Source organism: Niallia sp. FSL W8-0954, from assembly GCF_038005605.1.
Classification (GTDB): domain Bacteria; phylum Bacillota; class Bacilli; order Bacillales; family Cytobacillaceae; genus Niallia; species Niallia circulans_A.
Map to the genome: position 1 here is coordinate 3,282,924 of NZ_JBBOTN010000001.1, position 23,552 is coordinate 3,306,475.

The window sequence follows — 23,552 nt, forward strand, 5'->3', positions numbered from 1 at the left end:
TAGTTCACTCCTACAATAATCGCGCATGTACACTATTTTTGATTATAGCAGTGTGAAGAATAAGATTCAACGAAAAGTAAAATGATTTACTAAACAGTCTTCTATTTTTCTTTTTCTCCCATTATATCTCCAACAAGATTGACTCCTTTTTCTGCTACAGAAGATATCGTATCTGCTACTCCTTTTCCGATGCTAGACAATAAATTAAAAGCTTTCATTTCCTCTAATTGCTGTTTCTTTTCATCCAGATCATGACTAGTAATATTTTCTCCAAGGACAGATGCTTCTAAATTTCCATTCTCCTTATTTATGGCTACAGCACTTTGGAATCCCTCATCTTCATACCCTTTCATTTTATGAATTCCACTATTTGCTTGCTGCATGCCAAATAATACACAAATAAACATCAACAAAACAATTCCGACAGCACCTAATGTATATAGTTTCAACTTGATCAATCTCCTTTATTTTCAGTACCAAGTTTGTATTTTCCAAAACTACCATCCCTAGTAACTCTATTGAAATATATGAAGTAACTAGAAATGGTAGAACCCTTTTAATAAATTTAGTGGGTATTGTACCCTACATTCTCTTGATTGATCGCTGAATGAAGCGCCGCATTTAAGCCATTTGCAAGTAAATTCGCCATGTCTTCTATAAAGACATCGACCTCTTTAGGTGTTACCATTAAGTTATGACCAATTGGTGATAATACTTCATAGATTAGCTTTCTCTTTTCTTCCTCAGGCAATGTTCCAACAATACCTAGAAATGTCTTACGATGCTGCTCTTCTGGTAAATCTTCATCCGTTAATTTTCTTTGTTCACCAAAGGTCAAGCCAGCTGGCGCCAAAGCTCTCGATGGTTTATTTCCTTCTCTTAGCTCCTTGCCAAAATGCTTTAATATATAATCAATTGTGTCACTTGTAATAGACACAGCATCTACGACAGTTGGTACACCGATAGCAATTACTGGTCTGCCTAGCGTTTCTTTACTTAGTTCCTTCCGTTTATTACCTACACCAGAGCCAGGATGGATACCTGTATCGGAAACTTGAATCGTAGAATTCACACGATCAATAGAGCGGGATGCAAGAGCATCAATAACAATCACAAAATCAGGATTTGTTTTCTCGACAACCCCTTTTATAATGTCACTTGTTTCGATTCCTGTTAACCCCATCACACCAGGGGCTAAGCTTGATACCGGTCGATAGCCCTCTTCCACACTTTCTGGCTGCAATTCATATAAATGTCTCGTTACTAGTATATTCTCACAAACCTGGGGTCCTAATGCGTCAGGAGTGACATTCCAGTTCCCAAGACCAACTAATAAACAAGAAGCATCCTCTTTTATATCGCTCTGCTTTAAAAATTGAGAAAACTCTTTTGCAAATACTTGCTCTACCTTTTCTTGCAATTTAGTATCTTGCTGTCGAATACCTAACACTTCTATCGTTAAATATTTCCCTTGTTTTTTCCCGATTAGTTCTTCGCCCTTTTTGGTGACCTCCACATAGGACATCTTAATACCATTTTCTTCTTTCTCCTTGATAATTACCCCATCGAGACGTGACTGATCTTGTTCATTTTGAACAAGCCCTTGATTATGTAAAGCTAAATCTTTTGCTTCAATTGCCAAATCTGTTCGTACTGAATACATACTTAAATCTAGTTTTTCCTCCATTGTTATCCCCTTCCTATTCAATTAATCATTTTATTATTACTAGCATTGCCTTTCTCTCAAAAAAAATTCATATTGTGCAATTTGACTGGAGGTATTGCATTATTAGTCCTCGTTTGATAAAATATCACTTGTTCTTTAAGTTTTTTAGGAATGTATATATCGAGTTTAAATAATGAACTTGATGCTTCGTTTTAGGAGGTGAACGTAAATGCCAAATATTAAATCTGCTATTAAACGTGTGAAAACTAGTGAAGCTCGTAACGCTCAAAACACTACAGTTAAATCTGCAATGCGTACTGCTGTTAAAAAGACTGAAGCTGCTATTGCTCTTAATGATACAACTGCTGCAAATGAAAGTTTTGTAGAAGCTGCTAGTAAGTTAGACAAAGCTGCTGCTAAAGGTCTTATTCATAAAAATGCTGCTGCTCGTAAAAAATCTCGTTTAGCTAAAAGAAAAAATGCTTTAAACGCATAATGAGTAAAAAAGACTATCTTCCTGATAGTCTTTTTTTATTTATAAAGCTTGGGCAGACGGATTCCACTAAACATGAATTAAACAGAGAAAAACCTGAACAATTTCATACAATTGTTCAGGTTAAAAAGTTTTATCGTCACCACACTCAAGACACCTATAGGAACGCAGAGGCAGTCCTACCTCTTTTTGATTAGATCGCCTTTATACTCCACGTCCTATTTGAAACAGAATCAATTCTATGACCATGTTTTTAGGCATTGTCCCTGTTTTTAATTGATAGTCACCTTCCGCAAATAGACGGATACACTTTGTTAGTTCCTCTTCTGTAAATCGATTAGCTTGTCCAGCTGCCAATTTTACTCGGAATGGATGAACTTTTAAAACACTAGCAATTTGCTGTTGTCCATATCCTTTTTGTGCAAGTCCTTTCACTTGATAAATTAAGCGAAATTGATTCGTAATGATAGATAGAATCTTCAACGGTTCCTCATTTTGTTTTAATAAGTCATAATATATCCGCAAAGCTTCATCTATTTTTTTAGAGATTACTTTATCGACAAGAGAAAAAATATTTTGCTCAAGCGATTTAGCAACTAATTCTTCCACAATCTCTTTCGTAATTAACTTTGAATCTTGGACGTATAAAGCCATCTTATCAATTTCAGTTGTCAAAAGAGACAAATTAGTTCCAGCGAGACTTAAAATAGTATCAAGTCCATCTTCATTTATCTCCACATGATTATATGCAGCACGTTGTTTTAACCATTTCTTTAGTTCTTGTTCATTTAATTTTTTTGCTTCTAAAATAGATGCTGTTGTTTTTAGTTGTTTGGTTATCTTCTTTCTTTCATCTAATTTTTCGTAACTTCCTATAAAAATCATAATTGTAAACGGAGATGGCTCTTTCAAATATTCCTCTAGTTTTTTTACATTATGTTCCACTTTAGACTTAGACTTTTCAGCTGTTAAGAAAAAGGGATTATTTAATACAACAACCTTTCTTTCTCCAAAAAATGGGATTGTCTCTGCATCCTCTATCGCTACTTCTATTGGTGTTTCCTCTAAATCATATGTAGATAAATTAAAATCCTCATCTTCTTCGTTTAATAATGATTGCAATAATAAATATTTTGTTTCATTTATTAGAAAAGACTCAAGCCCATATAATAGATAGACAAAAGAAAAATCTCTATTCTTTATTTTTTTCCATAATTCTTCGATCATTTCTTCTCCCCATTCCCTAAAAAAACCATTGTTCCTTATTTACATAGAAAACTATCCCTAATCAATTATTATATACGAAATTCCTAACAGTTGTCCTTCTTTTCGAAAATTCACATACAGAAAGAAGGTCCTTTCGACATCATCTCTTGTTAACGAAACTCTATCCTAAAGCTTTGGTTTAAGCTCTAGGAAGATTTACTAGCAGCAAAGAAATGACTATCTTAAGGACCTTCCTTCAATCTATAATGAACGTTACACATTAAGGCCTAGGATACTTAATGTGTAACGGTGCAATTATATTAATAGTGTGCTCCAATGGCTAAATTCTATTTGTGTCAACTCTTGACAACAAAGGAAATCAGTACGATTCATGTCCATATAGGTAAGTATTTTTTATTCCAATCGGATAGGTATTTAGATGACATTTTTCCATTATTATAGCCATTCACTATTGCTATATTCTATGGAATTTGCAATTGAAACGTGCCACCTTTTTCCGAAAAATAAAAAGAAATTCCCCCATTTTCATCTGTTCTGAATACTTTCACTTTATAGTCCTCTAAAATGGTGAGCACATCCATACTGGGATGATGATACCTATTATTTATCCCAACTGATATAACGGCAATTTTCGGTCTAAGCTGCTCTATAAATACACTCGTTGAAGAAGTTTTACTACCATGATGTCCTACCTTTAAAACGTTTATTTCTCTTAAATCCGGATATTTGTTCATAAGTGCTAATTCTCCTTCTTTTTCTAAATCTCCGGTAAATAACCATGTAATACCAGCGATCTTTGCAAAAATGACAATCGAGCTATTATTTTTTGTTAAATTCTCCTTCTCTATTGGTGCTAAAACCATAAAAGACTCCTTCCCCGTACTCCACTTCTGACCTGCTTGCATAAAACGAATGGGGATTCGTTTCTTTTCCACTAATTTTAGTAAGTGCTCTTCTTCCACAGACCAATCTCCTTTCACATTTGGATACATTATCTCTTTTACACGTAATTGTTCAATAATAGCAGTACTTCCTCCTATATGGTCTAAATCACCATGGGTTAAGATTAATTTATCAATTGTACGAATCCCTTTACTTTTTAAAAAGGGGACAACGGTCTTGGCTCCCACTTCATAAGGGTCTTTCCTCTTTTGCCAGTCTTCTTTCGGGAAATTGACAGTACCACCGGTGTCTATTAAATAAGTTCCTTTATTATATGGCAGTTGAATAAGAATACTGTCCCCTTGCCCAACATCAATAAAAGTAATTTCTCCTTTTGGTGGATAGATATTGTTTAGAAATTGAACACTCAAAAGCAAGAGTGGAAGACAATATAACCACTTTCTTGCGGCCTTCGCCAAATTCTCGTATAAATAAAAGAAGATGGGCAGGCTGAGACTATAAGCGCACATAAAAAAGAAGGATGGCCTTCCCAATATAATGGTGCTAAATGGAAAATTCGATAATTTCAACACCAGCTTATCAGATAATAGGATGACAGCATCTAACGGGAAAGAAAAAAAAGAAATAAATGGTGGGAATACAAAGGAAAGGACATAGAGAACAAGTAAGAACGGCAAAACAATTACCGTATAAAAAGGAATAAAAATAAGATTTGCTAGTAAAGATAAGGTGGGAATTTCAAAAAAGTAGTATAGGATAACGGGGATAACAGCATACTCAGAAATAAATGTCAGGAAGAAGTACATTTTAATGGTTGAGGAATGGTATTCTTTAATTAGTGAGGATGAAACAATGAGAAAAAAACAGACGATAAAAGATAATAAAAATCCAACACTAAATAACATTCTTGGTTGAATAAATAAACATACGGTAAAAACTATACTGATTATATCGATCATCGGCAAAGAAGAGGAAGTATAAAATTTATTTATAGCTAAGAGGATAAAAGCAGAAAATACAGCTCTAATTACGGATGGGCTTAGCCCGGTTAAAACTGCATATATTGGTAAAAGCAATAGCAGAATAGTACTAGCTCTTTCTCTCGTTAAACCAACTCGTATTAGTAAAAAATAAACGATACCTATTAAAACGACAACATGGGAACCAGAAATAGCTAGTAGATGAATAATGCCTATACGTTGAAATGCTTTTTGCAGATCTTCCTCCATCATACTACGATCACCAAAAATTAAAGCTTCTGCAATTGGAATTGTTGTTTCTGAAAAATGATTTTCAATCCAAATAGTCCCTTTTTCTCTTAGCTGCTTTAATGATAGAATAATATTTCTTTCTGTCACACAACTGCTTAAATCCAAATTCCCCACTGATACTAGCCAATAAATCGAATTATTTTCCAGGTATTGCTGATAATTAAAACCATTTTCATTTCGCTGAGAAGATGGAAGTGACAAAGATCCCTTAATAGAGCATGTCTTCCCTATCACCCTCTTCGCTTTTAAAAAGGCTTTTTCTTCTTTCGTTTCTATTTTGTAAGAAAGCAGTAGCTTTTCTTTTGTTTGTTTTTCCCTACCTACTACCCGCCACCTATCTCCATCTATCTCAGCTGGTTCTATAAAAGTAACGAAGAAAGAGGAAGTATCCTCCCTTATTTTCGAGCTGTTCCCATGATCATCATAACCTCCTCGAACAAGGAATAAAAGAAATGTACACAGCAGAAAAGCAGCTAATTTCCATCTCCCTTTCTTCATAAAAAGTAACCAGCCTATAAATAAAAAATAGAATATATAGACCAATACCTGTTGTGTATAGGCACACAACAAGCCGAATAAGGCTGATACTGCGAAGTACAATAGCTTTGTTTGAATCATAAATCGCTCCTCACAAGACCGCTGTAGACAGGCAGTAGAGAGGTTTAATTAAATAGACGTTTTTGCGGTAGGTATAATGGAGAATAATTCTGCCGCTCTTTTTTCCAAAGCCTTTGCCTCTACAGAATCTGCATTATTTTCTTTTAATTGTTTTACAAGAGCTTCTACTAATGCCTTTTTCTCCTCTTTTTTCTCCAGCTCTTTTCTTTCCACTTGCACTGTTTCAATATTAGCCTGTTCAAACAACTCTAGCGCATATGGATGATTTTTATAATCCAATTCGTAATAAACTGTTTTAATACCTGCTTGGACAATCGCCTTACAGCATTGAAGACAAGGAAAATGCGTAACATATATATCTGCCCCAGCAGTTGGAACGCCGAATTTAGCACATTGTAAGATAGCATTCATCTCCGCATGGATAGTTCTGACACAATGATTGTCAATTACATAGCAGCCTTCATCAATACAATGAACACCACCAGCGATGCTACCATTGTACCCTCCAGCAATTATCCGTTTATCTCGAACTATTGTTGCCCCCACTGCCAATCTTGTACATGTGCTTCTTAAAGCCAGCAATTCGCTCTGTGCCATAAAATACTCATCCCATGAAATTCTTTCCACTTTCACTTTCACTCCCATACATAAACCGAATTGAGAAAAACTCTAATACTTTTCATTCCTCATTAAGTTTATCGAGAACTATGTCACCAGTCAATTGCGAAAAGGATTTCCATGCGGCACATAAAGCAATCTCTTGCTTTAAATACATATCCCTAGATTTATTTTATCGAAATAAAGGATTCTAATTTTTCATATGTTTTTTCTCCAATTCCACTTATGTTTTTTAAATCCTCTTTTGTAGAAAAACCTCCATTCTGTTCACGATACTCCACAATGGCCGCTGCTTTAGACGGACCCACTCCTGGTAATTCAAGCAATTCCGTTTCACTAGCTTTATTAATATTTACTGTACCTTCATTTGAAGGAACGGAAGTCTCGTTACCAACTGCATTTCCATTAGCTGCTTCCCCCTCTTCTCCTATATAAGGAACATTAATAATCATTTCGTCTGTCACTCTCATTGCAAAATTCACTGCATTTTTTTCTCCATCTTTCAAAATTCCGCCTGCCTTTTCAATCACATCATTCACCCGTTCTCCTTCATTCGCTTCATAAACACCTGGATTCTTAACCGCCCCTTTCACATCTACCAGCATTACGGTAACAGGCGGTTCTTCCTCTAGTGCTTCTTCTGGCTTCTCCTCTAAGTTTCTTTCAGCAAACAAGTTTTCATGGGGAATTTGTTCTTCTTCACTACTCGAGATAAGAATAGGGTAAAAACGATATAGCAATAAAAGTACGATGCCACCTAAACCAAAGAAAATTATTTTCTTATTTTTACGAAGCCAGTCCATGATAACTAATCATCCTTTCAGGTATATTTTGAAATGTTGCTACATATCGTTATATGAGAAAACGCTCAATTTAAGGGGGGAAGGAAAATTGAAAATTGGAATGATTGGTACAGGAAATATGGGGAAAATACTAATAGAATCAATGATTGATGGAAAAGCGGTTTCCCCCGAAGACTTATTTATTTTCAATCGAACAAGAAACAAAGCTTTAGAAATTAAGGAAGAGTATCCTACCATAAATATATGCGATAGCGACATCGAAATAGCAAAAAAAGCAGAGCTTATCTTTTTATGTGTAAAGCCACATGATATGTATGAGGTAGCCCATACTATTTCTCCCGTTTTAACAGAAGAAAAATGCGTTATTTCGATTACTAGTCCAATAAGCCCTGACCAGCTTGATTCTTTATTTAGGTGCTCTGTTGCTCGCATTATACCAAGCATTACCAATAGAGCATTGGCAGGCGTTTCTTTGTTTTCCTTTGGAAGCAATTGTACGGAAGAGTGGAAAAAACAATTAGAAAGTTTGTATGAAAAATTTTCGACACCATTAGAAATTGAAGATGACATTACGAGGGTTGCCTCTGATATAGTAAGTTGCGGACCAGCTTTTTTCAGCTATCTTACCCAAAGATTTATAGAAGGCGCTGTAGATGAAACAGAAATTGATACAGAAACAGCAACAAAATTAGCTAGCGAAATGCTTATTGGCTTAGGAGAATTATTAAAGAAGGGCTATTACACTTTACCTACATTACAGGAAAAGGTATGTGTAAAGGGCGGGATTACAGGCGAAGGAATAAATGTTTTGGAACGTCAAATAGGAGATACTTTTAATCAACTATTTCAAGCAACACAGGCAAAATATGAGGATGATAAGCAATCCCTTAAAAATCTTGTCACATGGCATAAAAATATATAATGCTCCTATTACTTTCTACTTTACCCATTCGAATTCCTTCTCCCTTTTCAAATTTTTCAAAAAAAATTACAAATGGCTGTTTTTAGAATAGGAAAAAGGGAAATGATCCATCCAAGGACCATTTCCCCCTTTCACATTTTCGCCATAAAAAACAATATGTAGGAAGGATGTTTCCAAGTTTTCTCCTAGAAGCATTTATCTTGCAACTGCAAAACTGCTTTACTGAGGAAACATCTCATTTTTTCTTACAATAAAAGAAAATTCGCTCTGCCTTTTCATCTAATATATCTTGAGAAAAATCGGCTTCAACTTTCAATAAAGTAAACCCAGTTTGTTCGAGCCATTCCGAATATTGGTCAACGGAATAAGTTCGTTGAAAATGGAGTTCATCATATCGACGATACATTCCTGAGGCTGCATCTAATTCAAAAAAACTTAAATCATGTTCAACACTATTGGGATATTCTCCTTCATAGCATTGCCATATAAGGCTTAAATCCTCATCATTGACTGTATAGGTTTGATTGATAAATAATTGATTCATTTTATACAAGGAATGCACATCAAATATAAATAAGCCTTTTTCATCTAAATGGGCATAAACACTTTCAAAAGTATTTATGACTTCTTCTTCGGTTCTTAAATAGTTGATGGAATCACAGCAAATACAAATAAGATCGAAAACGGGTAAGCCCTCTAGCTGAGACATATCTTGTTCTATATAAAATACAGATTCTCCTGCTTCCATTGTCTTCGCTTGAGCAACACTTAGCATATCCTCCGATAAATCAATCCCAGTTACATTATAACCAGTCTGTGCCAGCCTAATCGATAACTCTCCTGTTCCACAGGCTAGGTCTAAAAGGTTTGCTCCATTAACTTTATAATCGGCTGCTGCCTTTTTGATAAGCTGTATCCACTTCTCATAAGGTACATCATTCATTAAGCGATCATAAAGATAGGCAAACTGCTCATAACTCATTGACTGATCACACTTTCCACATTTTCCACTGGTGCATCTCCCCAAAGACGCTCTAAATTGTAATAAGTTCTTTCATCGCGGTGAAAGACATGGACAATAATATCTCCTAAATCAACTAAGATCCATTTTGCCTCATTATAACCTTCAAAACGTTTAACCGTAATTCCAAGTTCACCAGACTTTTCTTTAATTTCATTCGCAATAGCCTGTACTTGCTTGTCAGAATTACCATGACAGATTACGAAATAATCAGCAACAAGAGAAATACCTTTCATATTTAGGGCAACAATATTCTCTGCTCTTTTGTCATCAGCTGCCTTTACAGCAGTCCATAATAAAGTACGTTCATCCATTCAATCAACCTCCATTTTTATACAATAACTGTTATATGTTTCAAAGCTTAAAGGAAATACAGCTCGATTATTCCGAATAAGAAACATAATCGTGTTTTTCACCGCTTGCAAAAAAGCTCTTTCTAAACTCACTTCTGCCAATTCTCTTACTTCATCTACCCCTGGAAAAGCTCGGCCAGGTTCAATATAATCGGCTAAATAGACTATTTTTTCTAGCATACTCATTTCAGGTCTTCCTGATGTATGGTATCTAATAGCATCTAATATTTCTCTATCTTTTATTCCGACTTCTTTCTCAACTAAAAAAGCACCAACTGGAGCGTGCCAAAGTTCTGAATGAAATAATAAAAGATTAGGATCCATATTTTGCTGTATGATAATCTTTTTCATTTCATCCTTTGGGCGAAATTTTGCGTAATCGTGAAAAATCGCTGCTATTTCTGCCTTTCTAGCATCTCCACCGTACTTATTCGCTAACTTAATTGCTGTTTCCATTACACCGATTGTATGAATATAACGCTTTTCCGTTATTTGTTCTTTTACTATTTGTAATGCTTCTTCACGATTCATATAGACGATTCTCCTCAATATATCTCTTTACTTCATCTCTGACTAAAAAGGAAATGGTTTCCCCTTCCTTAACCCTTTCACGAATTAAGCTCGAAGAAATATTTATATCAGGAACCTTTACATACTGCACTGGGTAAGCCGTTTCTAGTTGATATTTAGGGCGGTTCACACTTATGAATTGTACAATTTCCATAAGTTCTTGAATTTTATACCATTTTGGCAAATATTCTACCATATCGGCTCCAATTATAAAATAAAAATCATTGTCTGGGTAAGCCTCATTTAAAAGCTTCATCGTATCATACGTATAGGATTTCCCCTCTCTGTCTAATTCCATCGTTTCGATGCGAAAAGAGGAAGTGGATTCTATTGATAATTGTAACATTTCTACTCGTTGAGTATTTGTTACCGTCCCTGTTTTTATTTTATGTGGAGGTTCTTGATTTGGCATAAACCATATTTCATCTAATTTTTTTGCGTGCAGTACTTCATTTGCTATAATTAGATGTCCTATATGAGGAGGATCAAACGTCCCTCCCAATATTCCAACTTTTTTCAAAAAAATCGCCTCTTCTACCGACTTATGATGGTAAATTTATCGTTTTATTTTCTTTTGATTCTTTATATAATACAATTGTATTTCCTATAATTTGAACTAGCTCACTTTTTGTTCCATTTACTAATTCACTTGCTACCGTATCTTTATCCTCATCACAGTTTTGCAAAATACTTATCTTTAATAGTTCTCTAACCTCTAATGCCTCACTAATTTGTTTAATCATATTGTCATTAACGCCACCTTTTCCTACTTGGAATATAGGGCTCAAATGGTGTGCTTTTGCTCGTAAAAACCTTTTTTGTTTACCTCTTAACATGATGATCCTCCTAATTGTGTTAAAACATTTTGTCTCATTCTAGCTGTATCTGGGAAAATTCCTTGCCATTTCTCAAACGCTAAAGCTCCTTGATATACAAACATATCAATTCCATTTTGCGTTACAGCGCCTTTGGCTTTTGCATCTTTTAATATTTTTGTTTCTAATGGATTATAGATGATATCACTAACGAATGTGCCCTGCTTCAAATTGCTTACTTGAATAGGCGAAACATCTATCTTTGGTGACATTCCAATGGAAGTTGTTTGGATGATAAGATCATATTCCTCAAGATTTTTGTCCACTGAAGCAACTTCCAGTATATTTGTTACAACTGAAAAAGGACACGCTTCTTTCAGCCTTTCTGCATTTGAAAGCGTACGATTACAAATATCTATATGGTGTACTCCATAATTAGCTAGTGAAAAATAGATTGCTCTTGCGGCACCGCCACTACCAATAATCAATGTTTTTTTCTGCTTCAAGTTAGATAGCTGGTCTAATAGACTTCTTAAATACCCTTCCCCATCCGTATTATACCCAACCCACTTTCCATTTTTACAAACCACCGTATTAACTGCGCCAATCGCTTCACTCAATGGGTCTAGTTCATCCAAAAAGGGAATGATTGCTTGTTTATGGGGGACGGTAACATTAAAGCCATCTATATTACTATCCCTCAAACTTTTTAGTCCCATTTCGAGCCTCTCTGTTTTAATATGCATTTTTTTCATTTCAGCATCCAAACCATAGAAATGAAAAAGATCATTATGCATAACAGGTGACATCGAATGCTGAATTGGATCACCAATTACTGCATAGTTCTTCATAAATAGCTGCTCTCCTTTTCCCCTTGCTTTATTGCAAAACAGATTATATCAACGATTTACGCAACAAGGCATGTACCCCTTTAGGCACATAAACAGAAACTTGAATATTCGGTTCATTAATCGTTATCCAGCCTAAGCCTGAAAACACAATATCTGTTTTTGGTTCTTTTATAGAAAAATCATGCCTTACCAACTCTGGAAAAGCCTCCAAATGCTCTCTGTTGGGAGGTGTCAATAATTCACCTGCATGTTTTTCATACAGCTCATCTGCCTTTTCCAACTTCGTCCGATGGATCGTTATTTCATTAGAGAAATAGCATACAAAGCTACTGCGCTCGCCTTTTACAAAATCAAATCGAGCTAGCCCGCCAAAGAATAATGTTTGTTGATCGTTTAATTGAAAAATTCTCGATTTTATTTCTTTTTTTGGCGTGATAATTTTCAAATCTTTTTTATCAACAAAATGAGCCATTTGATGGTGATTAATAATTCCAGGGGTATCCACTAGGTATTTACCATCCGACAATGGAATTTCAATGATATCTAGCGTTGTACCAGGAAAATGTGATGTTGTAATTACATTTTCTTCTCCAGATACCTCTTTAAGAATTCGATTAATAAAAGTAGATTTCCCTACATTTGTACAGCCCACTACATAAACATCTTTTCCGTTACGATGATATTCAATTGCATCCAGTACTTCTTTAATATTCTTTCCTTTTTCTGCACTGACAAGGTATACATCTTCTGGTCTCAATCCTAAATCCTTTGCTTCTTTTTTCATCCAATTGATAACCTTCTGGTGTTTCACCGATTTTGGTAAAAGATCTACTTTATTTCCTATTAGTATTACTTTATTGTTCCCAGTAAAACGATGAAGACCAGGTAACCAGCTTCCATTGAAATCAAAAATATCTACTAATTTTACTATTAGGCTGTCACTTTTCCCTATTTCATTTAGAATCTTTAAAAAATCATCGTCTGTTAAAGAAACATCTTGTACTTCGTTATAATGCTTTAAACGGAAACATCTTTGACAAATAACCTCTTCCTTTTCTAACGAAGAAGAAGGTGCATAACCTAATTCATTCTTATTCTCCGTCTGAATAACTACTCCACAGCCGATACAATGTATTCTTTCTGTCACGTATTAATCCTCCCAAGTTAATTTTCCGTTTCTACGAAACCAATTCAAAATTCTTCTTTCGATTCTACGATTAATTCTAGTCATAAACCCATCTGTTTGCGCAACAGGCACGACTAAAATAGTATGAAATCCACTACGATTCCCACCAAGAACATCTGTTAATAATTGGTCACCAATTACAACTGTTTCTTCTTTTTTTGTATTCATTTGCATGATAGCTTTTTTAAAAGCACGACCAAGCGGCTTTCTAGCAGCAAAAATAAAAGGAATATGCAACGGGTCAGAAAATGATTTTACTCTTGCTTCTTTATTATTAGAAACAATTGTGACTTTAATGTCATTTCTCTTCATTTCTGCAAACCATTCAATAATTTGAGGAGTCGCAAGCGGGCGATCCCATTCTACTAACGTATTATCTAAGTCTGTTATGATGCCTTTTATTCCTTTTTTCTTTAAATCATCTGGGGAAATTTCAAATATATTTTTAACAAACTGATTTGGCAAAAATTGATTTAACACTAAAAAACACCTCTTAATTCTTTCATTTCTATAGTTTAACCAGTTTAACCAGTATGTCTTCCTATTGTTATGGTAACCATTTTTACGATAGAAGAAAATAATATTATACCGTTTTTCTTCTTAAAGAAGATACCATATTCATTCTTTTTTTAATAATAGCAAAATAATTTTCGACAAAATACGCATTTTTCAACATATGTGGATAACATTATACACATAATACCCATTGATTTACATATAGTCCACATAGTTCTCAACAAAATAATCACAGGTTATCCACTGAACGCTGTGGATAAACGAACAGTTGTTCTCTATGTTTATTTTTGTTAAAGTAAGGATACAATATACTATCCAAAAAACTTCCAAGATTAATCCACTAAAAAAAGAAGATTAAAAGTGTTCTCTACATAGCAATTTTTTTACATAGACAAGCTAGTTTTCTGATAAACATTGTCGAATGATACATCTAGTATGCACTTTTTAATCAGCGAATTAAAAAAATCTTATTTCAACACTGAAAACAACTACATTTATATATGTTTTCTATGAAAATCTTCTCATTATATTTGAATGGAGGTGTTTCTGGCATGCGAAAACTGTCAGATGAATTATTGATTGAGTCCTATCATAAAGCAAGGGAATTAAACTTAAGCCCTGAATTTATTCGTCTCATCGAAACAGAGATTCACCGACGTTCTTTAAGCAACAAGATAAAAGTCTCCTCTTAACCCAATAAAAGTAATAATATATTCCATTTGAAAACAGCCTTGTACAAGGCTGTTTTTCTTTTAAACTATTAATTTTTGTATTCATTGCGCTTTTCGAAGCTCTCTCCAATAACCTCTCCTATTTTAACCGGATATGGAATGGAATGAAAGCCTTTCTGTTTAAATGTATTTTTTTCAAATAGTAACACAACAGTTGAGCCAAATGAAAAATAAGCAATTTCCTCTCCCTGAACTACGCGGTCTTTCTTATGGTTTAGGACGATAGAGTTAATAAACATGGCACCAACCTTCACAATACATATCCCGTTTCCTTCCTCTGTCTTTAATTCCGTTATAGACCGATAATTTTTGGAGAGGGTAGATTTCCCCCACTTTAAACCATATTTATTAACAGGATACGATTTATTTCCAAGTGTCCAACGATTTGTTACAGTACCTGTGACAGGACAGTGAATGCGATGATAATGACTTGGGCTTAAATAAAATATTAAATAAGTTCCACCAATATATTTATCCACTGTTTTTTCATCCCCAAGCATTTCATGAATAGAATACGTTTTTCCTTTAACTAAAATAGAGCTATCTTCTCTTACTTCTCCAATATCCTCAATCACTGCATCAACAGGACTAATTATTTCTCTATGATCAGCATGAATATTTCGGCAGTTGGCTTTTAATTTTCTAACAAAAAATTCATGTAAGGATCCGTATTCCTTTAGTTGTTTGTCCATTTCCTCTATATTTATTTTATAAACTTTTGCAAAGGAAGGAATTAAATATCGGCTCCATCTAGAATAAGCAAATTTCTTAATCATATAGGAACTCCATCTTCCATTTGTCAGTTCAATACAAAGTCGATAAATTGTTTCTTTCAATGAAGCAATCCTCCAATAAATAAAAATTTTTCTTTACGAATGATCATATACTAATTAGAATTATATATGATTATATAAAAAAATGGTTGTATGAAATGCAAAACATTTCATACTAGGAGTGAATCTAATGTTTTTACATGGAGTTTTAGAACAAACTATCAAGAAAATTAAAACTCAACTCGCTAATGTGTTAACTTTAACAAATATTTCATTAGGTGCTTTTGCAATTATCTATAGTTTAAAGGGACATCTCCAATTAAGTCTATTACTTATTTTTATCGCTGCATTAGCAGATAGACTGGATGGAATGACTGCCAGAAAATTTAATATCGAATCAGAGCTTGGCAAACAGCTTGATTCTATGAGTGATATCATTTCATTTGGGGTAGCACCGGCATTATTAGTGTATCAAGGGATTTTATTTGAGTTGGGAGCACCAGGATCTTTCTTTACAGTCCTTTATATTGTGTGTGGCGCTTTTCGATTAGCTCGATTTAATATTACGGAAAGTCATGGCTTTTTTACAGGCCTGCCGATAACAGCAGCTGGCTGTATTTTAACCTTTAGCTGTCTATTTTTTACTTTTATACCGAGCCATATTTATTTATTTCTTATGCTTATTCTTTCCATCTTGATGATTGGCAGTTTCAAATGGAAAAAAATATAAGCATTTACTAAAGCTATTCATCAAAAAATGAAGACCTCCTACACACCAGCAGCTTTTGGTATGTAGGAGGTCTTTTATCTATATTCCTTTTAAACGAATGCTGTGGTTCTAGTCATTTCTATATAATCCTATAAAAAGACCTTTCATTCATTCGTTAATGCTAAAAATTCTTCTACATCCTTAATACAAAGATCTATAGCACTATTCCAGAAATCCTCTTTTGTTAAATCAATTTGAAGATGCTTAAATGCCAATTCTTCTACTGTCATGCTTGCTGTATCTCTTAATAGGGCAATGTATTTCTCTTCATAGCCCTTTCCTTCCTCTAATGCTTTTGCATAGATTCCAAGTGAAAATAGAAACCCAAATGTATAAGGGAAATTATAAAAAGGTACACCTGTAATATAAAAATGCAATTTTGAGCCCCAGAAAGAAGGATGGTATTCCTCTAAAGCATCCCCATATGCTTCTTTTTGGGCATTAAGCATTAACGTATTTAATTGCTCCTTTGAAATTAATCCATTCTGACGTTCTTCATAAAATCTTGTTTCAAAAAGAAAACGAGCATGAATATTCATTAACAAAGCTATAGATCGCTGAATTTTATCTTCCAATAATACTAGCTTTTCATCCTCTGATTTAGCAGCCTTTAAAGCTGCATCGGATACAATCATTTCCGCAAATGTAGACGCTGTTTCTGCGACATTCATTGCATAATTTCTATTTAATGTGTGCATATCGCGCATAGCGTATGTATGAAAGCCGTGCCCTAATTCATGGGCTAAAGTTGAAACATTTGATGGCGTGCCAGAATACGTCATAAAAATACGTGACTGAGCACTTTCAGGGAAATAGGTGTGAAAGCCTCCTGGTCTTTTCCCTTTTCTATCTTCTGCTTCAATCCATCTCTCTTCAAATGCTTTCTTTGCGAATCCTGACATTTTCGTACCAAATTGCTCGAAATGCTTAATAATAAATTCGGCACCTTCTTGGTAAGACATTTTTGTTTCTATTTTACCAAGAGGAGCATCCAAATCATACCAGCTTAATTTTTCTAAACCTAACAATTTAGCTTTTCTATTTAAAAATTGTACAAATGGCTGTTTTTTCTTCGAAATTGCATTCCACATCGCCTGCAATGTTTCTTCTTGCATCCGATTAATCGCTAAAGGTTCTTTTAAGAAACTAGTCCAGCCTCTCATCCCATAAACATTTAATCGGAAACCAGCTAAATGGTTTAATGTTTTTGCCAGAATTTCCCCATTTGCATCCCATGCTTTTTCCCATTCTTTAAACACCTTTTTTCTAACCGCGCGTTCAGGGTTTGAAAATTTATTAGCAGCTTGTCCAACGGAGAGATATTCTTCATCAAAAGGAATCTGAATTTTTCCAACGATGGTATCATACATTTGGCCCCAGCCATAATAGCCATCAACACTTAACTTATTTATCAGTGTTTCTTCTTCTTCGGATAATTTTTCTTTAGCAGCCGCTCTTCTTTCTGACAGGACAAAATAAAGTTCTTCTAGATTACTGCCTTTGAACAAGGAATCCCATTCCATATCACTATATAAGGATAATTTCCCATCTAGAACCGTTAATACATTTTGAAACGCAGCACTTAATTCAGTTACTCTACCTCTTAAAGCGCTTGCTCCTTTATCTTCCATATTCTGTGCCTCTAAACAACTGACAAAAGCACCTGCTTGTCTTACTTTCTTTACGACTACTTCAAACTGATTCACAATTTGCTGCAATGAATCTTTGTCCGTCTCCTGTAATGGCTCATACTTATGTACATATGCTGATAATTTGTCAATTTCATCCATAGACAAAGCTAAATGCTCTCTAAACTCTTGAGAATTACTTCCTCCAGGAAATAATCCTTCTAAATCCCATGTAGCTTGATATTCTTCTATCTTCACTTTTCTCCATCTCCTTCCACTGTTACTACTATGTCATTATAGTTTGACTATCGAAATATTTCCATTCTTTCTGTTAAAATAGTTAAATATTTCTGATAACAAAAGAAAAAGCATCGTTATCTAAAACAGATACATGATGCTAGAATCTATATGAATTAACCTGTTTGTATAGGAATTACTATATTTACTATTAGAACATCTAACTTTTTCGTCTTTTTCTCTTAGCGATAAAAGCCACCGAATGCCCAAAAACCCCAAAATAGAATGATAACAATAAAAAGAATGATTAAAAATGCGTACCAGAAACCACCAGCACCACCATATACACCGCCATAAGCAGGATAAGGGGCACCACCATAGCCAAAAGGTGCAGGTCCAAATCCACCAAGCGGAACAGCTGCTGGTACTTGATTTGGGTATCCATAACCAGCCATTCATTTTCCTCCTCTCTTTCTATAAAATATTCTTAATTTGTTGTGAATGTTTTAGGCAATTGTCCCATTTCTAACTTTTTCCTATATATCCGCAAATAAATGTTGTTTACTTACGAGATATAAACGCATGAAACCCAGCTTCCTTCGCTTTTTCTGCTAAACGCTCTGCGTTCTTTCTATTACTAAATGCCCCGATTTGTACTTTAAACAGATTGTTTCGAAATAAAATAGCTGTATCAAATCCCTTTTCAGCTGCTTCCATTGCCTTTTTTTCTGCATTTTCCTTTTCCTTATATGCTCCAATTTGTACACGATAGATCGGTGGTTGATTTTTCTTCTTCTGCAAAGAAAAAGCCCTTTCTAATCCTTGGACATGCCCTTTAGCAATTTTTGTAATAAAATTACTATCTTTTAACTGATTCACATCTGCTACTGTATCAATGAAGCCATTTTCTGTTAACAAAGCGGGCATGGTTGTTTCTCTTAATACATGGAAATTTGCATTTTTCTTTCCTCTATCATTAAATCCTGTCTCATCTATTACTTCCTTATGAATGTCATTCTGATAAGTCGTCGTAGGTGCACCAACTCCCGGATAAATATAACTTTCGAAGCCATTACCCCCACCTGCATTTACATGAATAGAAAGATAAAAATCAGCATTCCAGTTATTAGCAGCATTCACTCTTGCGGACAAACTTACGGCTGAATCATTATTGCGACTCATCCGAATTTCTACATCTTCATATTCATTCAGAAGAAACCTTCTAATCTGTTGAGCAATACTTAAGGTAATATTTTTTTCTTGCAGTCCATTTCCTACTGCACCTGAATCTGAACCACCATGACCAGGATCGATAAAAATTTTAACCATGCTTTTCACCACCTTTCTAATAGTATAGATAGATGGTGAAAATTCGCTTGTTTAAAAGCCCATATACCGAATGTTAGATTCTAGCCCTATTATCTGCGGGAAAATGCCGGCATAATAGGCAGAGTTGAAAAAATAACAATTTTCTCTCTTGATTTACTTTTTTATGAAAAGATAATACTCTCTCTTTCTGTATTCTCGATAAATTTCACCTCATGAATGGAATCATTTTCATCACAATAATAGATGGACTTACTTATAATGGAATTCTCATTTTCTCCAAAACTAAAAAACACGATAAACTTAACCAATCCTTTTTGCAAACCTGCTATGTCAATGCTGTCATTTTCAGCAGTAAATTGATATGGTGTGTTTAAACCCAAATCAAATCTCCAAACTTCATTGTTATATAATTCCCCACTTACTACTGCATGCTTCATCGTGAAATAGGAGTTGATATCAGCTTTCTTTTGCATACTTCTTACCGCATCTTTTAGCTCAGAAATGGAAATTTCGTCCCCCTCTTGATATGTAACATCCTGTAAATCATCTATATTAGGAATGGGCCAGAAATTGTTAATCAAGGATATCAATAATGTAATGAATAGTATATGTCTCATAAACATAGGTCTTCAACCCCTTCGATGAACTTTAATCTTTTCTGCTTTTAGCAGCTTTATATTTCATGTATATTACAAATGTTATAAAACATTTACAAGAAGTGAAAAATTTTTTTGAGACATTTTTTGCATTCTAAGTTTGTACCTGTTCCCTTTTTTTATAAAAAAAGAAGGCCTGTACCTTTCTAACGATATGATTAACCCACTTTAAAAATGATTAAATTTTCCAATTACGCAATCGTTCTTCCTTTTCTTATTCGCATACTTCTAAAGGACATGCATACAATGTATGGAAGGAGGAGAGCACAAAATGAAAAAAATCTCTTTAATATCCATAATCATTCTATTGGGTTTTATTGCTTACATAGAAACACCAACCGCAAAAATTAACAAAAATAATGTTCTCTTTTACGGAGCTATAAAGGAAGAGCAAGAAGTTAGCAGTAATGGAGATGAAATATTTGGAGCTCCTGATCTTGAATATAAATTAGAAGAAACAAAAGAAGAGGATGGGTTTATAGTGGAAGTTTACCGTGAATATGAAATTTATAAAAATCGGCAAGGCGAAGTTGTAAAAACGGTAGCAACCGACAATACAGAATCCCTTCATTATGCAAAAAATAAAAGATAGAATAAGCCGCTTAGTCAAATGTTAAAAAACGAAGCGACTAAGCTGCTCTTCTATCCCTTAAAATACCATTATTGATGTGTCTATATAAACGATTTCTTCATAAGAATGCAAATCTATAGAACATCCTTATGTAAAGTTTTTATTCATTTTTTCGCTTTTTTTCCTTTTCTGCTCGATAAAATTCATGGAACATTTTCATCAATGCTCTTTTCTCTATTCTTGAAACATAGCTTCTTGAAATTCCTAATTCTTTTGCAATTTCTCGTTGTGTTTTTTCCTTCTTTAAATCTAGACCAAACCTGCCGATGATTACTTCTTTTTCTCTTTCATCTAAAACATCAATATATTCCTTTACTTTCTCCAGCTCCATATTCAACTGAATCGTATTCACAACATCTTCCGATTCTGATTTCAGAACATCAATAAGACTGATTTCATTCCCCTCTTTATCTTGACCAATTGGATCATGCAAGGAAACATCTTTTTTGGTTTTTTTCAAAGCTCTTAGATGCATAAGGATTTCGTTCTTGATTACAATAGGGTACTACATTAAAAGATTTGTATATTTATAGTCTCACTGTCTACAACCATTACTTCTTTAATTACCCTTCTCAATATTTCTTGTTTATGTTCAAAAGAAAATTCGTTTTTCTTATTCTTCATATACATATTGATTGCAGATTCCAAGGCAACCACACTTGGTTCTTTACCTGCAGCTACTTCATTTTCATTTAACATTTCGTTATACTTATCTTGTAACTTCTTTTCTTTTAGTTGAAGATTTCTTATTTGTTCTTTGATTTCTTCCAGATCCATATCATCATCTTCACTTAGGCTGACAAGTTGAAACAAACGCTTGCGGCCCTTTTTAGCTTTTTCTATTTCTGCTAAGACGTATTCCATTTCTTCTTTTAAATAGGTCTTTTCATCTTGTTCTCTAAATTCAGCAATTTTCTTTGGATCACTGAGTAAATCCACTATAGTGTCCCATACATACTTATTTAATTTATTTTCACTTATCTGTTTACCGCATCCCTTTGATTTTGAACCAGCATAGTTTTTACGACATGTGTAAATAAAAAAATCTTTACCGTGTGATTTCGTTTTTTTACCTGTCATAGTTCCTCCGCAACGATCACATCTTACTAAACCAGATAATAAATAATGATGAAAGCTAACTTTTGTTTGGCGTCTTCTCCCCTGCTCTAATAGGGACTGGGCATATTCAAATTGTTCTAGTGAAATAATTGCAGGTATCTCCGTTTTTAACCATTCTTCTTCCGGCCTGATTTTTCCATATTCCACTTTTTCCCCTGCTTGTTTTTTTACATAATTACCAACCGTATCATATTTGTTCTGATAATAATTACCTGTGTATGCTTCATTCATCAATATTTGACGAACTACTTGCCGATGCCAGACCTTTGCACCACGTTTTGTTGGAATACTTATATCTGTCAGGTGAAGAGCAATACCATTTATACCCTGAAATTTACTGTTAGGATTGGTGTAATAGTCAAAGATCATCCTGACTACTTTTGCTTCCTCTTCATTTATTTCGTATGTTTCTTTCTCTTTATTATAATGGTAGCCATATAAATGATTGTTCTTAACAACCTTGCCAGACTTGGCTTTTCGATATCTTCCTGTCATAGTATTATGTTTAATCTTAGCTTTATCAAATTCAGAAAAGGCACCCCTAACTTGGAAATACAATTGTCCTTCAGCGTCGTTTTTGTAATCACTTCTGACAAACTGTAACTCTACGTTATTCTTCTGCAGTGTCTCCGTAATCATTAGCTGTACTAATAACTTTCTAGATAACCTGTCAGGATCATAACATATCACTTTATGAATAAGTCCCTTTTCAATATCGTCTTGTAATCTAGTCAACGCAGGCCTATTCATTATTTCGCCAGTTATTCCTTCATCAACGTATTTTAGGTATTCTTCATTTCCAGCTAATTGAATACACTCTTCAATCTGGCCGTTTATGCTGAATCCCTTTAATTGTTCCTCTGTCGACACCCTTGCGTAAATCCCTATCAAGATTATTTTGCTCCTCTCTATATTTCTTTACAATATAATGATAGCAATCTTGGATAACTTTATTCGTATTAGGACCTTTGATAATGTTGACCTTCATGTTGTCATCACCTCATTAATCTATATGAAGTGATGGCTCGTACTTATTAGTCCAAAAAAATTCCTATAAATGATCTTCAGCTTTGCTTACTTTGACTATCTAGTACTCCGCGTTATATTTAGAAGTCTTTTTCCGTATATTCTGTTGAGATTATTTTATTATACAACCGGGAAAGATAGGGAAATGGTTTAAGTGAAAATATTTACCAATAATTGCGCTCTTGAAATAAATAAAATTCAGTTCTGAGGAAAAGATAAAAATAAAAAGGAAAAATAATATGATTTTTAATGTCATGATGGTCTTTATATTGCCTTGGATTGTAGGGTGCTTTCATCTTTACAAAAAGGATAGATTGATAATCCCGCTCATTGGCTCATTTTTTTCAGTAATAGCATTTACTGTAAATGAATTAGGTTTTTATTTGAACTTTTGGAAGGTAAATTCCTCTAATAGTACATTTTCCTTTCTGCCCTTTAATTTAGGTATATATCCAATATTAGCAAGTTATTTAATATTCTTTATTAAAAGAAGGAAGAGTCCTTTTCTTTATATCTTTTTAATATCATTATTTACAACTTTACTTGAAGTGGTATATGTCTTAACTGGAAAGATTATATACGGAAATGATTGGAATTTTATATTTACCTTTTTTTCCTATCTGTTTCCTTATTATCTCGTTTATAAATATTATGTTTTTCTTAAAAGGAAGAACGTTTTAAATTAGAAAATTAAAAGACCGTATATTTATTTTAGAACTAAAGAGCTGTATTCCTCTAACTACTTATTTGATTTCTTCTGGTAATACCGAAGCAGGTTTATTGAATAGGAAACCTAGGTAAGTGAGCTATTTAGTTCTAA

Annotated in this window: 28 protein-coding genes and 1 pseudogene; 7 read left to right on the forward strand and 22 right to left on the reverse strand. The window is 34.0% G+C overall.

The features are described 5' to 3' along the window. Positions 1-101 precede the first annotated feature (101 nt). The gene (locus NX902_RS16265) at positions 102-449 is read right to left on the reverse strand and encodes a DUF3679 domain-containing protein (protein ID WP_249937867.1); all 348 of its coding nucleotides are present in this window, start codon (positions 447-449) and stop codon (positions 102-104) included. Positions 450-565: 116 nt separating this feature from the next. Then, entirely contained in the window at positions 566-1,687 is a 1,122-nt protein-coding gene (gene gpr, locus NX902_RS16270) for a GPR endopeptidase (RefSeq protein WP_095334259.1), read from the reverse strand. 208 nt (positions 1,688-1,895) lie between these two features. On the opposite strand from gpr, the gene rpsT reads away from it, so the two are divergent. Next, on the forward strand, positions 1,896-2,162 hold the full coding sequence (rpsT, locus tag NX902_RS16275) for a 30S ribosomal protein S20 (protein WP_016202952.1): 267 nt from the start codon (positions 1,896-1,898) through the stop codon (positions 2,160-2,162). Beyond that, on the forward strand, positions 2,162-2,356 hold the full coding sequence (locus NX902_RS16280) for a hypothetical protein (RefSeq protein ID WP_341160846.1): 195 nt from the start codon (positions 2,162-2,164) through the stop codon (positions 2,354-2,356). The genes rpsT and NX902_RS16280 overlap by 1 nt, the downstream gene beginning before the upstream one ends. Positions 2,357-2,363: 7 nt before the next feature. Here the strand turns inward: NX902_RS16280 and holA are convergent, their stop codons facing one another. The 4 genes from holA to NX902_RS16300 form a co-directional block, all read right to left on the reverse strand. Further along, entirely contained in the window at positions 2,364-3,386 is a 1,023-nt protein-coding gene (gene holA, locus NX902_RS16285) for a DNA polymerase III subunit delta (RefSeq protein WP_123260841.1), read from the reverse strand. A gap of 461 nt (positions 3,387-3,847) precedes the next feature. Further along, entirely contained in the window at positions 3,848-6,178 is a 2,331-nt protein-coding gene (locus NX902_RS16290) for a DNA internalization-related competence protein ComEC/Rec2 (RefSeq protein ID WP_171509810.1), read from the reverse strand. Positions 6,179-6,226: 48 nt separating this feature from the next. Next, positions 6,227-6,805 carry a ComE operon protein 2 gene (locus NX902_RS16295; protein ID WP_095334265.1) on the reverse strand — a complete coding sequence of 193 codons (579 nt, stop codon included), beginning with the start codon at positions 6,803-6,805 and terminating at the stop codon, positions 6,227-6,229. 158 nt (positions 6,806-6,963) lie between these two features. Beyond that, the gene (locus NX902_RS16300; RefSeq protein WP_123257995.1) at positions 6,964-7,599 is read right to left on the reverse strand and encodes a helix-hairpin-helix domain-containing protein; all 636 of its coding nucleotides are present in this window, start codon (positions 7,597-7,599) and stop codon (positions 6,964-6,966) included. 88 nt (positions 7,600-7,687) lie between these two features. On the opposite strand from NX902_RS16300, the gene comER reads away from it, so the two are divergent. Beyond that, complete coding sequence (gene comER / locus NX902_RS16305) at positions 7,688-8,521, forward strand: late competence protein ComER (RefSeq protein ID WP_123257996.1); 834 nt, start codon at positions 7,688-7,690, stop codon at positions 8,519-8,521. Positions 8,522-8,756: 235 nt separating this feature from the next. Here the strand turns inward: comER and NX902_RS16310 are convergent, their stop codons facing one another. The 8 genes from NX902_RS16310 to NX902_RS16345 are packed head-to-tail and all read right to left on the reverse strand — an operon-like array spanning position 8,757 to position 13,815. After that, positions 8,757-9,503 (reverse strand): class I SAM-dependent DNA methyltransferase, encoded by a 747-nt coding sequence (locus tag NX902_RS16310; RefSeq protein WP_123257997.1) that lies wholly within the window; start codon positions 9,501-9,503, stop codon positions 8,757-8,759. Continuing rightward, entirely contained in the window at positions 9,500-9,856 is a 357-nt protein-coding gene (gene rsfS, locus NX902_RS16315) for a ribosome silencing factor (RefSeq protein ID WP_095334273.1), read from the reverse strand. Before rsfS ends, NX902_RS16310 begins: the two co-directional genes overlap by 4 nt. Next, positions 9,857-10,426: a bis(5'-nucleosyl)-tetraphosphatase (symmetrical) YqeK gene (gene yqeK, locus NX902_RS16320; protein WP_095334274.1), complete on the reverse strand. Its 570-nt coding sequence runs from the start codon at positions 10,424-10,426 to the stop codon at positions 9,857-9,859. Continuing rightward, on the reverse strand, positions 10,416-10,985 hold the full coding sequence (locus tag NX902_RS16325) for a nicotinate-nucleotide adenylyltransferase (protein ID WP_095334276.1): 570 nt from the start codon (positions 10,983-10,985) through the stop codon (positions 10,416-10,418). Before NX902_RS16325 ends, yqeK begins: the two co-directional genes overlap by 11 nt. Before the next feature lie 22 nt (positions 10,986-11,007). Next, positions 11,008-11,301: a ribosome assembly RNA-binding protein YhbY gene (gene yhbY, locus NX902_RS16330; protein WP_016202941.1), complete on the reverse strand. Its 294-nt coding sequence runs from the start codon at positions 11,299-11,301 to the stop codon at positions 11,008-11,010. Then, positions 11,295-12,131, reverse strand: coding sequence for a shikimate dehydrogenase (aroE, locus tag NX902_RS16335; RefSeq protein WP_095334278.1), 837 nt, complete (start codon positions 12,129-12,131; stop codon positions 11,295-11,297). Before aroE ends, yhbY begins: the two co-directional genes overlap by 7 nt. A gap of 43 nt (positions 12,132-12,174) precedes the next feature. Further along, positions 12,175-13,278: a ribosome biogenesis GTPase YqeH gene (gene yqeH, locus NX902_RS16340; protein WP_095334280.1), complete on the reverse strand. Its 1,104-nt coding sequence runs from the start codon at positions 13,276-13,278 to the stop codon at positions 12,175-12,177. 3 nt (positions 13,279-13,281) lie between these two features. Next, entirely contained in the window at positions 13,282-13,815 is a 534-nt protein-coding gene (locus tag NX902_RS16345; RefSeq protein ID WP_328588029.1) for a YqeG family HAD IIIA-type phosphatase, read from the reverse strand. A gap of 569 nt (positions 13,816-14,384) precedes the next feature. Here NX902_RS16345 and NX902_RS16350 point away from each other — a divergent pair. Next, entirely contained in the window at positions 14,385-14,525 is a 141-nt protein-coding gene (locus NX902_RS16350) for a sporulation histidine kinase inhibitor Sda (RefSeq protein ID WP_016202937.1), read from the forward strand. A 68-nt stretch (positions 14,526-14,593) separates the two neighbouring features. Here NX902_RS16350 and NX902_RS16355 read toward each other — a convergent pair whose 3' ends face one another. Continuing rightward, complete coding sequence (locus NX902_RS16355; protein ID WP_095334283.1) at positions 14,594-15,400, reverse strand: phosphatidylserine decarboxylase; 807 nt, start codon at positions 15,398-15,400, stop codon at positions 14,594-14,596. Positions 15,401-15,527: 127 nt separating this feature from the next. Between NX902_RS16355 and pssA the strand changes: the two genes are divergently transcribed. Next, positions 15,528-16,067, forward strand: coding sequence for a CDP-diacylglycerol--serine O-phosphatidyltransferase (gene pssA, locus NX902_RS16360; protein WP_095334284.1), 540 nt, complete (start codon positions 15,528-15,530; stop codon positions 16,065-16,067). A gap of 143 nt (positions 16,068-16,210) precedes the next feature. Here pssA and NX902_RS16365 read toward each other — a convergent pair whose 3' ends face one another. The 4 genes from NX902_RS16365 to NX902_RS16380 all read right to left on the reverse strand — a co-directional run bounded on the left by NX902_RS16365 (position 16,211) and on the right by NX902_RS16380 (position 19,917). Continuing rightward, positions 16,211-17,992, reverse strand: a complete 1,782-nt coding sequence (locus NX902_RS16365) for a M3 family oligoendopeptidase (protein ID WP_095334285.1) — start codon at positions 17,990-17,992, stop codon at positions 16,211-16,213. A 221-nt stretch (positions 17,993-18,213) separates the two neighbouring features. Then, a complete protein-coding gene (locus NX902_RS16370; protein ID WP_095334286.1) occupies positions 18,214-18,426 on the reverse strand; it encodes a sporulation protein YjcZ in 213 nt (70 codons plus the stop codon). A gap of 106 nt (positions 18,427-18,532) precedes the next feature. After that, on the reverse strand, positions 18,533-19,300 hold the full coding sequence (locus tag NX902_RS16375) for an N-acetylmuramoyl-L-alanine amidase (protein ID WP_171509811.1): 768 nt from the start codon (positions 19,298-19,300) through the stop codon (positions 18,533-18,535). Between the two features lie 161 nt (positions 19,301-19,461). Next, positions 19,462-19,917, reverse strand: coding sequence for a hypothetical protein (locus tag NX902_RS16380; protein WP_341123018.1), 456 nt, complete (start codon positions 19,915-19,917; stop codon positions 19,462-19,464). A gap of 310 nt (positions 19,918-20,227) precedes the next feature. Here NX902_RS16380 and NX902_RS16385 point away from each other — a divergent pair, with 310 nt between their 5' ends. Continuing rightward, positions 20,228-20,548, forward strand: coding sequence for a hypothetical protein (locus tag NX902_RS16385; protein WP_095334289.1), 321 nt, complete (start codon positions 20,228-20,230; stop codon positions 20,546-20,548). A 139-nt stretch (positions 20,549-20,687) separates the two neighbouring features. Here the strand turns inward: NX902_RS16385 and NX902_RS16390 are convergent. The 3 genes and pseudogenes from NX902_RS16390 to NX902_RS16400 all read right to left on the reverse strand — a co-directional run. Next, a pseudogene (locus tag NX902_RS16390) lies at positions 20,688-21,080 on the reverse strand (sigma-70 family RNA polymerase sigma factor); the annotation flags it as partial. A gap of 17 nt (positions 21,081-21,097) precedes the next feature. After that, a complete protein-coding gene (locus NX902_RS16395; RefSeq protein WP_341160847.1) occupies positions 21,098-22,576 on the reverse strand; it encodes a recombinase family protein in 1,479 nt (492 codons plus the stop codon). Continuing rightward, complete coding sequence (locus tag NX902_RS16400; RefSeq protein ID WP_341160848.1) at positions 22,527-22,694, reverse strand: hypothetical protein; 168 nt, start codon at positions 22,692-22,694, stop codon at positions 22,527-22,529. Before NX902_RS16400 ends, NX902_RS16395 begins: the two co-directional genes overlap by 50 nt. Before the next feature lie 295 nt (positions 22,695-22,989). Here NX902_RS16400 and NX902_RS16405 point away from each other — a divergent pair, with 295 nt between their 5' ends. Next, positions 22,990-23,418, forward strand: coding sequence for a CBO0543 family protein (locus tag NX902_RS16405; RefSeq protein ID WP_303985480.1), 429 nt, complete (start codon positions 22,990-22,992; stop codon positions 23,416-23,418). Positions 23,419-23,552: the final 134 nt, after the last annotated feature.

Coding starts and splice junctions, on each gene's coding strand:
- gpr (WP_095334259.1), bottom strand. CDS start 1,687: ATGGAGGAAAAACTAGATTTAAGTATGTATTCAGTACGAACAGATTTG.
- yqeK (WP_095334274.1), bottom strand. CDS start 10,426: ATGAATCGTGAAGAAGCATTACAAATAGTAAAAGAACAAATAACGGAA.
- rpsT (WP_016202952.1), top strand. CDS start 1,896: ATGCCAAATATTAAATCTGCTATTAAACGTGTGAAAACTAGTGAAGCT.
- NX902_RS16380 (WP_341123018.1), bottom strand. CDS start 19,917: ATGAGACATATACTATTCATTACATTATTGATATCCTTGATTAACAAT.
- NX902_RS16385 (WP_095334289.1), top strand. CDS start 20,228: ATGAAAAAAATCTCTTTAATATCCATAATCATTCTATTGGGTTTTATT.
- NX902_RS16300 (WP_123257995.1), bottom strand. CDS start 7,599: ATGGACTGGCTTCGTAAAAATAAGAAAATAATTTTCTTTGGTTTAGGT.
- rsfS (WP_095334273.1), bottom strand. CDS start 9,856: ATGGATGAACGTACTTTATTATGGACTGCTGTAAAGGCAGCTGATGAC.
- holA (WP_123260841.1), bottom strand. CDS start 3,386: ATGATCGAAGAATTATGGAAAAAAATAAAGAATAGAGATTTTTCTTTT.
- NX902_RS16310 (WP_123257997.1), bottom strand. CDS start 9,503: ATGAGTTATGAGCAGTTTGCCTATCTTTATGATCGCTTAATGAATGAT.
- aroE (WP_095334278.1), bottom strand. CDS start 12,131: ATGAAGAACTATGCAGTAATTGGTGATCCAATTCAGCATTCGATGTCA.
- NX902_RS16375 (WP_171509811.1), bottom strand. CDS start 19,300: ATGGTTAAAATTTTTATCGATCCTGGTCATGGTGGTTCAGATTCAGGT.
- yhbY (WP_016202941.1), bottom strand. CDS start 11,301: ATGTTAAGAGGTAAACAAAAAAGGTTTTTACGAGCAAAAGCACACCAT.
- NX902_RS16370 (WP_095334286.1), bottom strand. CDS start 18,426: ATGGCTGGTTATGGATACCCAAATCAAGTACCAGCAGCTGTTCCGCTT.
- pssA (WP_095334284.1), top strand. CDS start 15,528: ATGTTTTTACATGGAGTTTTAGAACAAACTATCAAGAAAATTAAAACT.
- NX902_RS16280 (WP_341160846.1), top strand. CDS start 2,162: ATGAGTAAAAAAGACTATCTTCCTGATAGTCTTTTTTTATTTATAAAG.
- NX902_RS16290 (WP_171509810.1), bottom strand. CDS start 6,178: ATGATTCAAACAAAGCTATTGTACTTCGCAGTATCAGCCTTATTCGGC.
- NX902_RS16400 (WP_341160848.1), bottom strand. CDS start 22,694: ATGAAGGTCAACATTATCAAAGGTCCTAATACGAATAAAGTTATCCAA.
- NX902_RS16405 (WP_303985480.1), top strand. CDS start 22,990: ATGGTCTTTATATTGCCTTGGATTGTAGGGTGCTTTCATCTTTACAAA.
- NX902_RS16350 (WP_016202937.1), top strand. CDS start 14,385: ATGCGAAAACTGTCAGATGAATTATTGATTGAGTCCTATCATAAAGCA.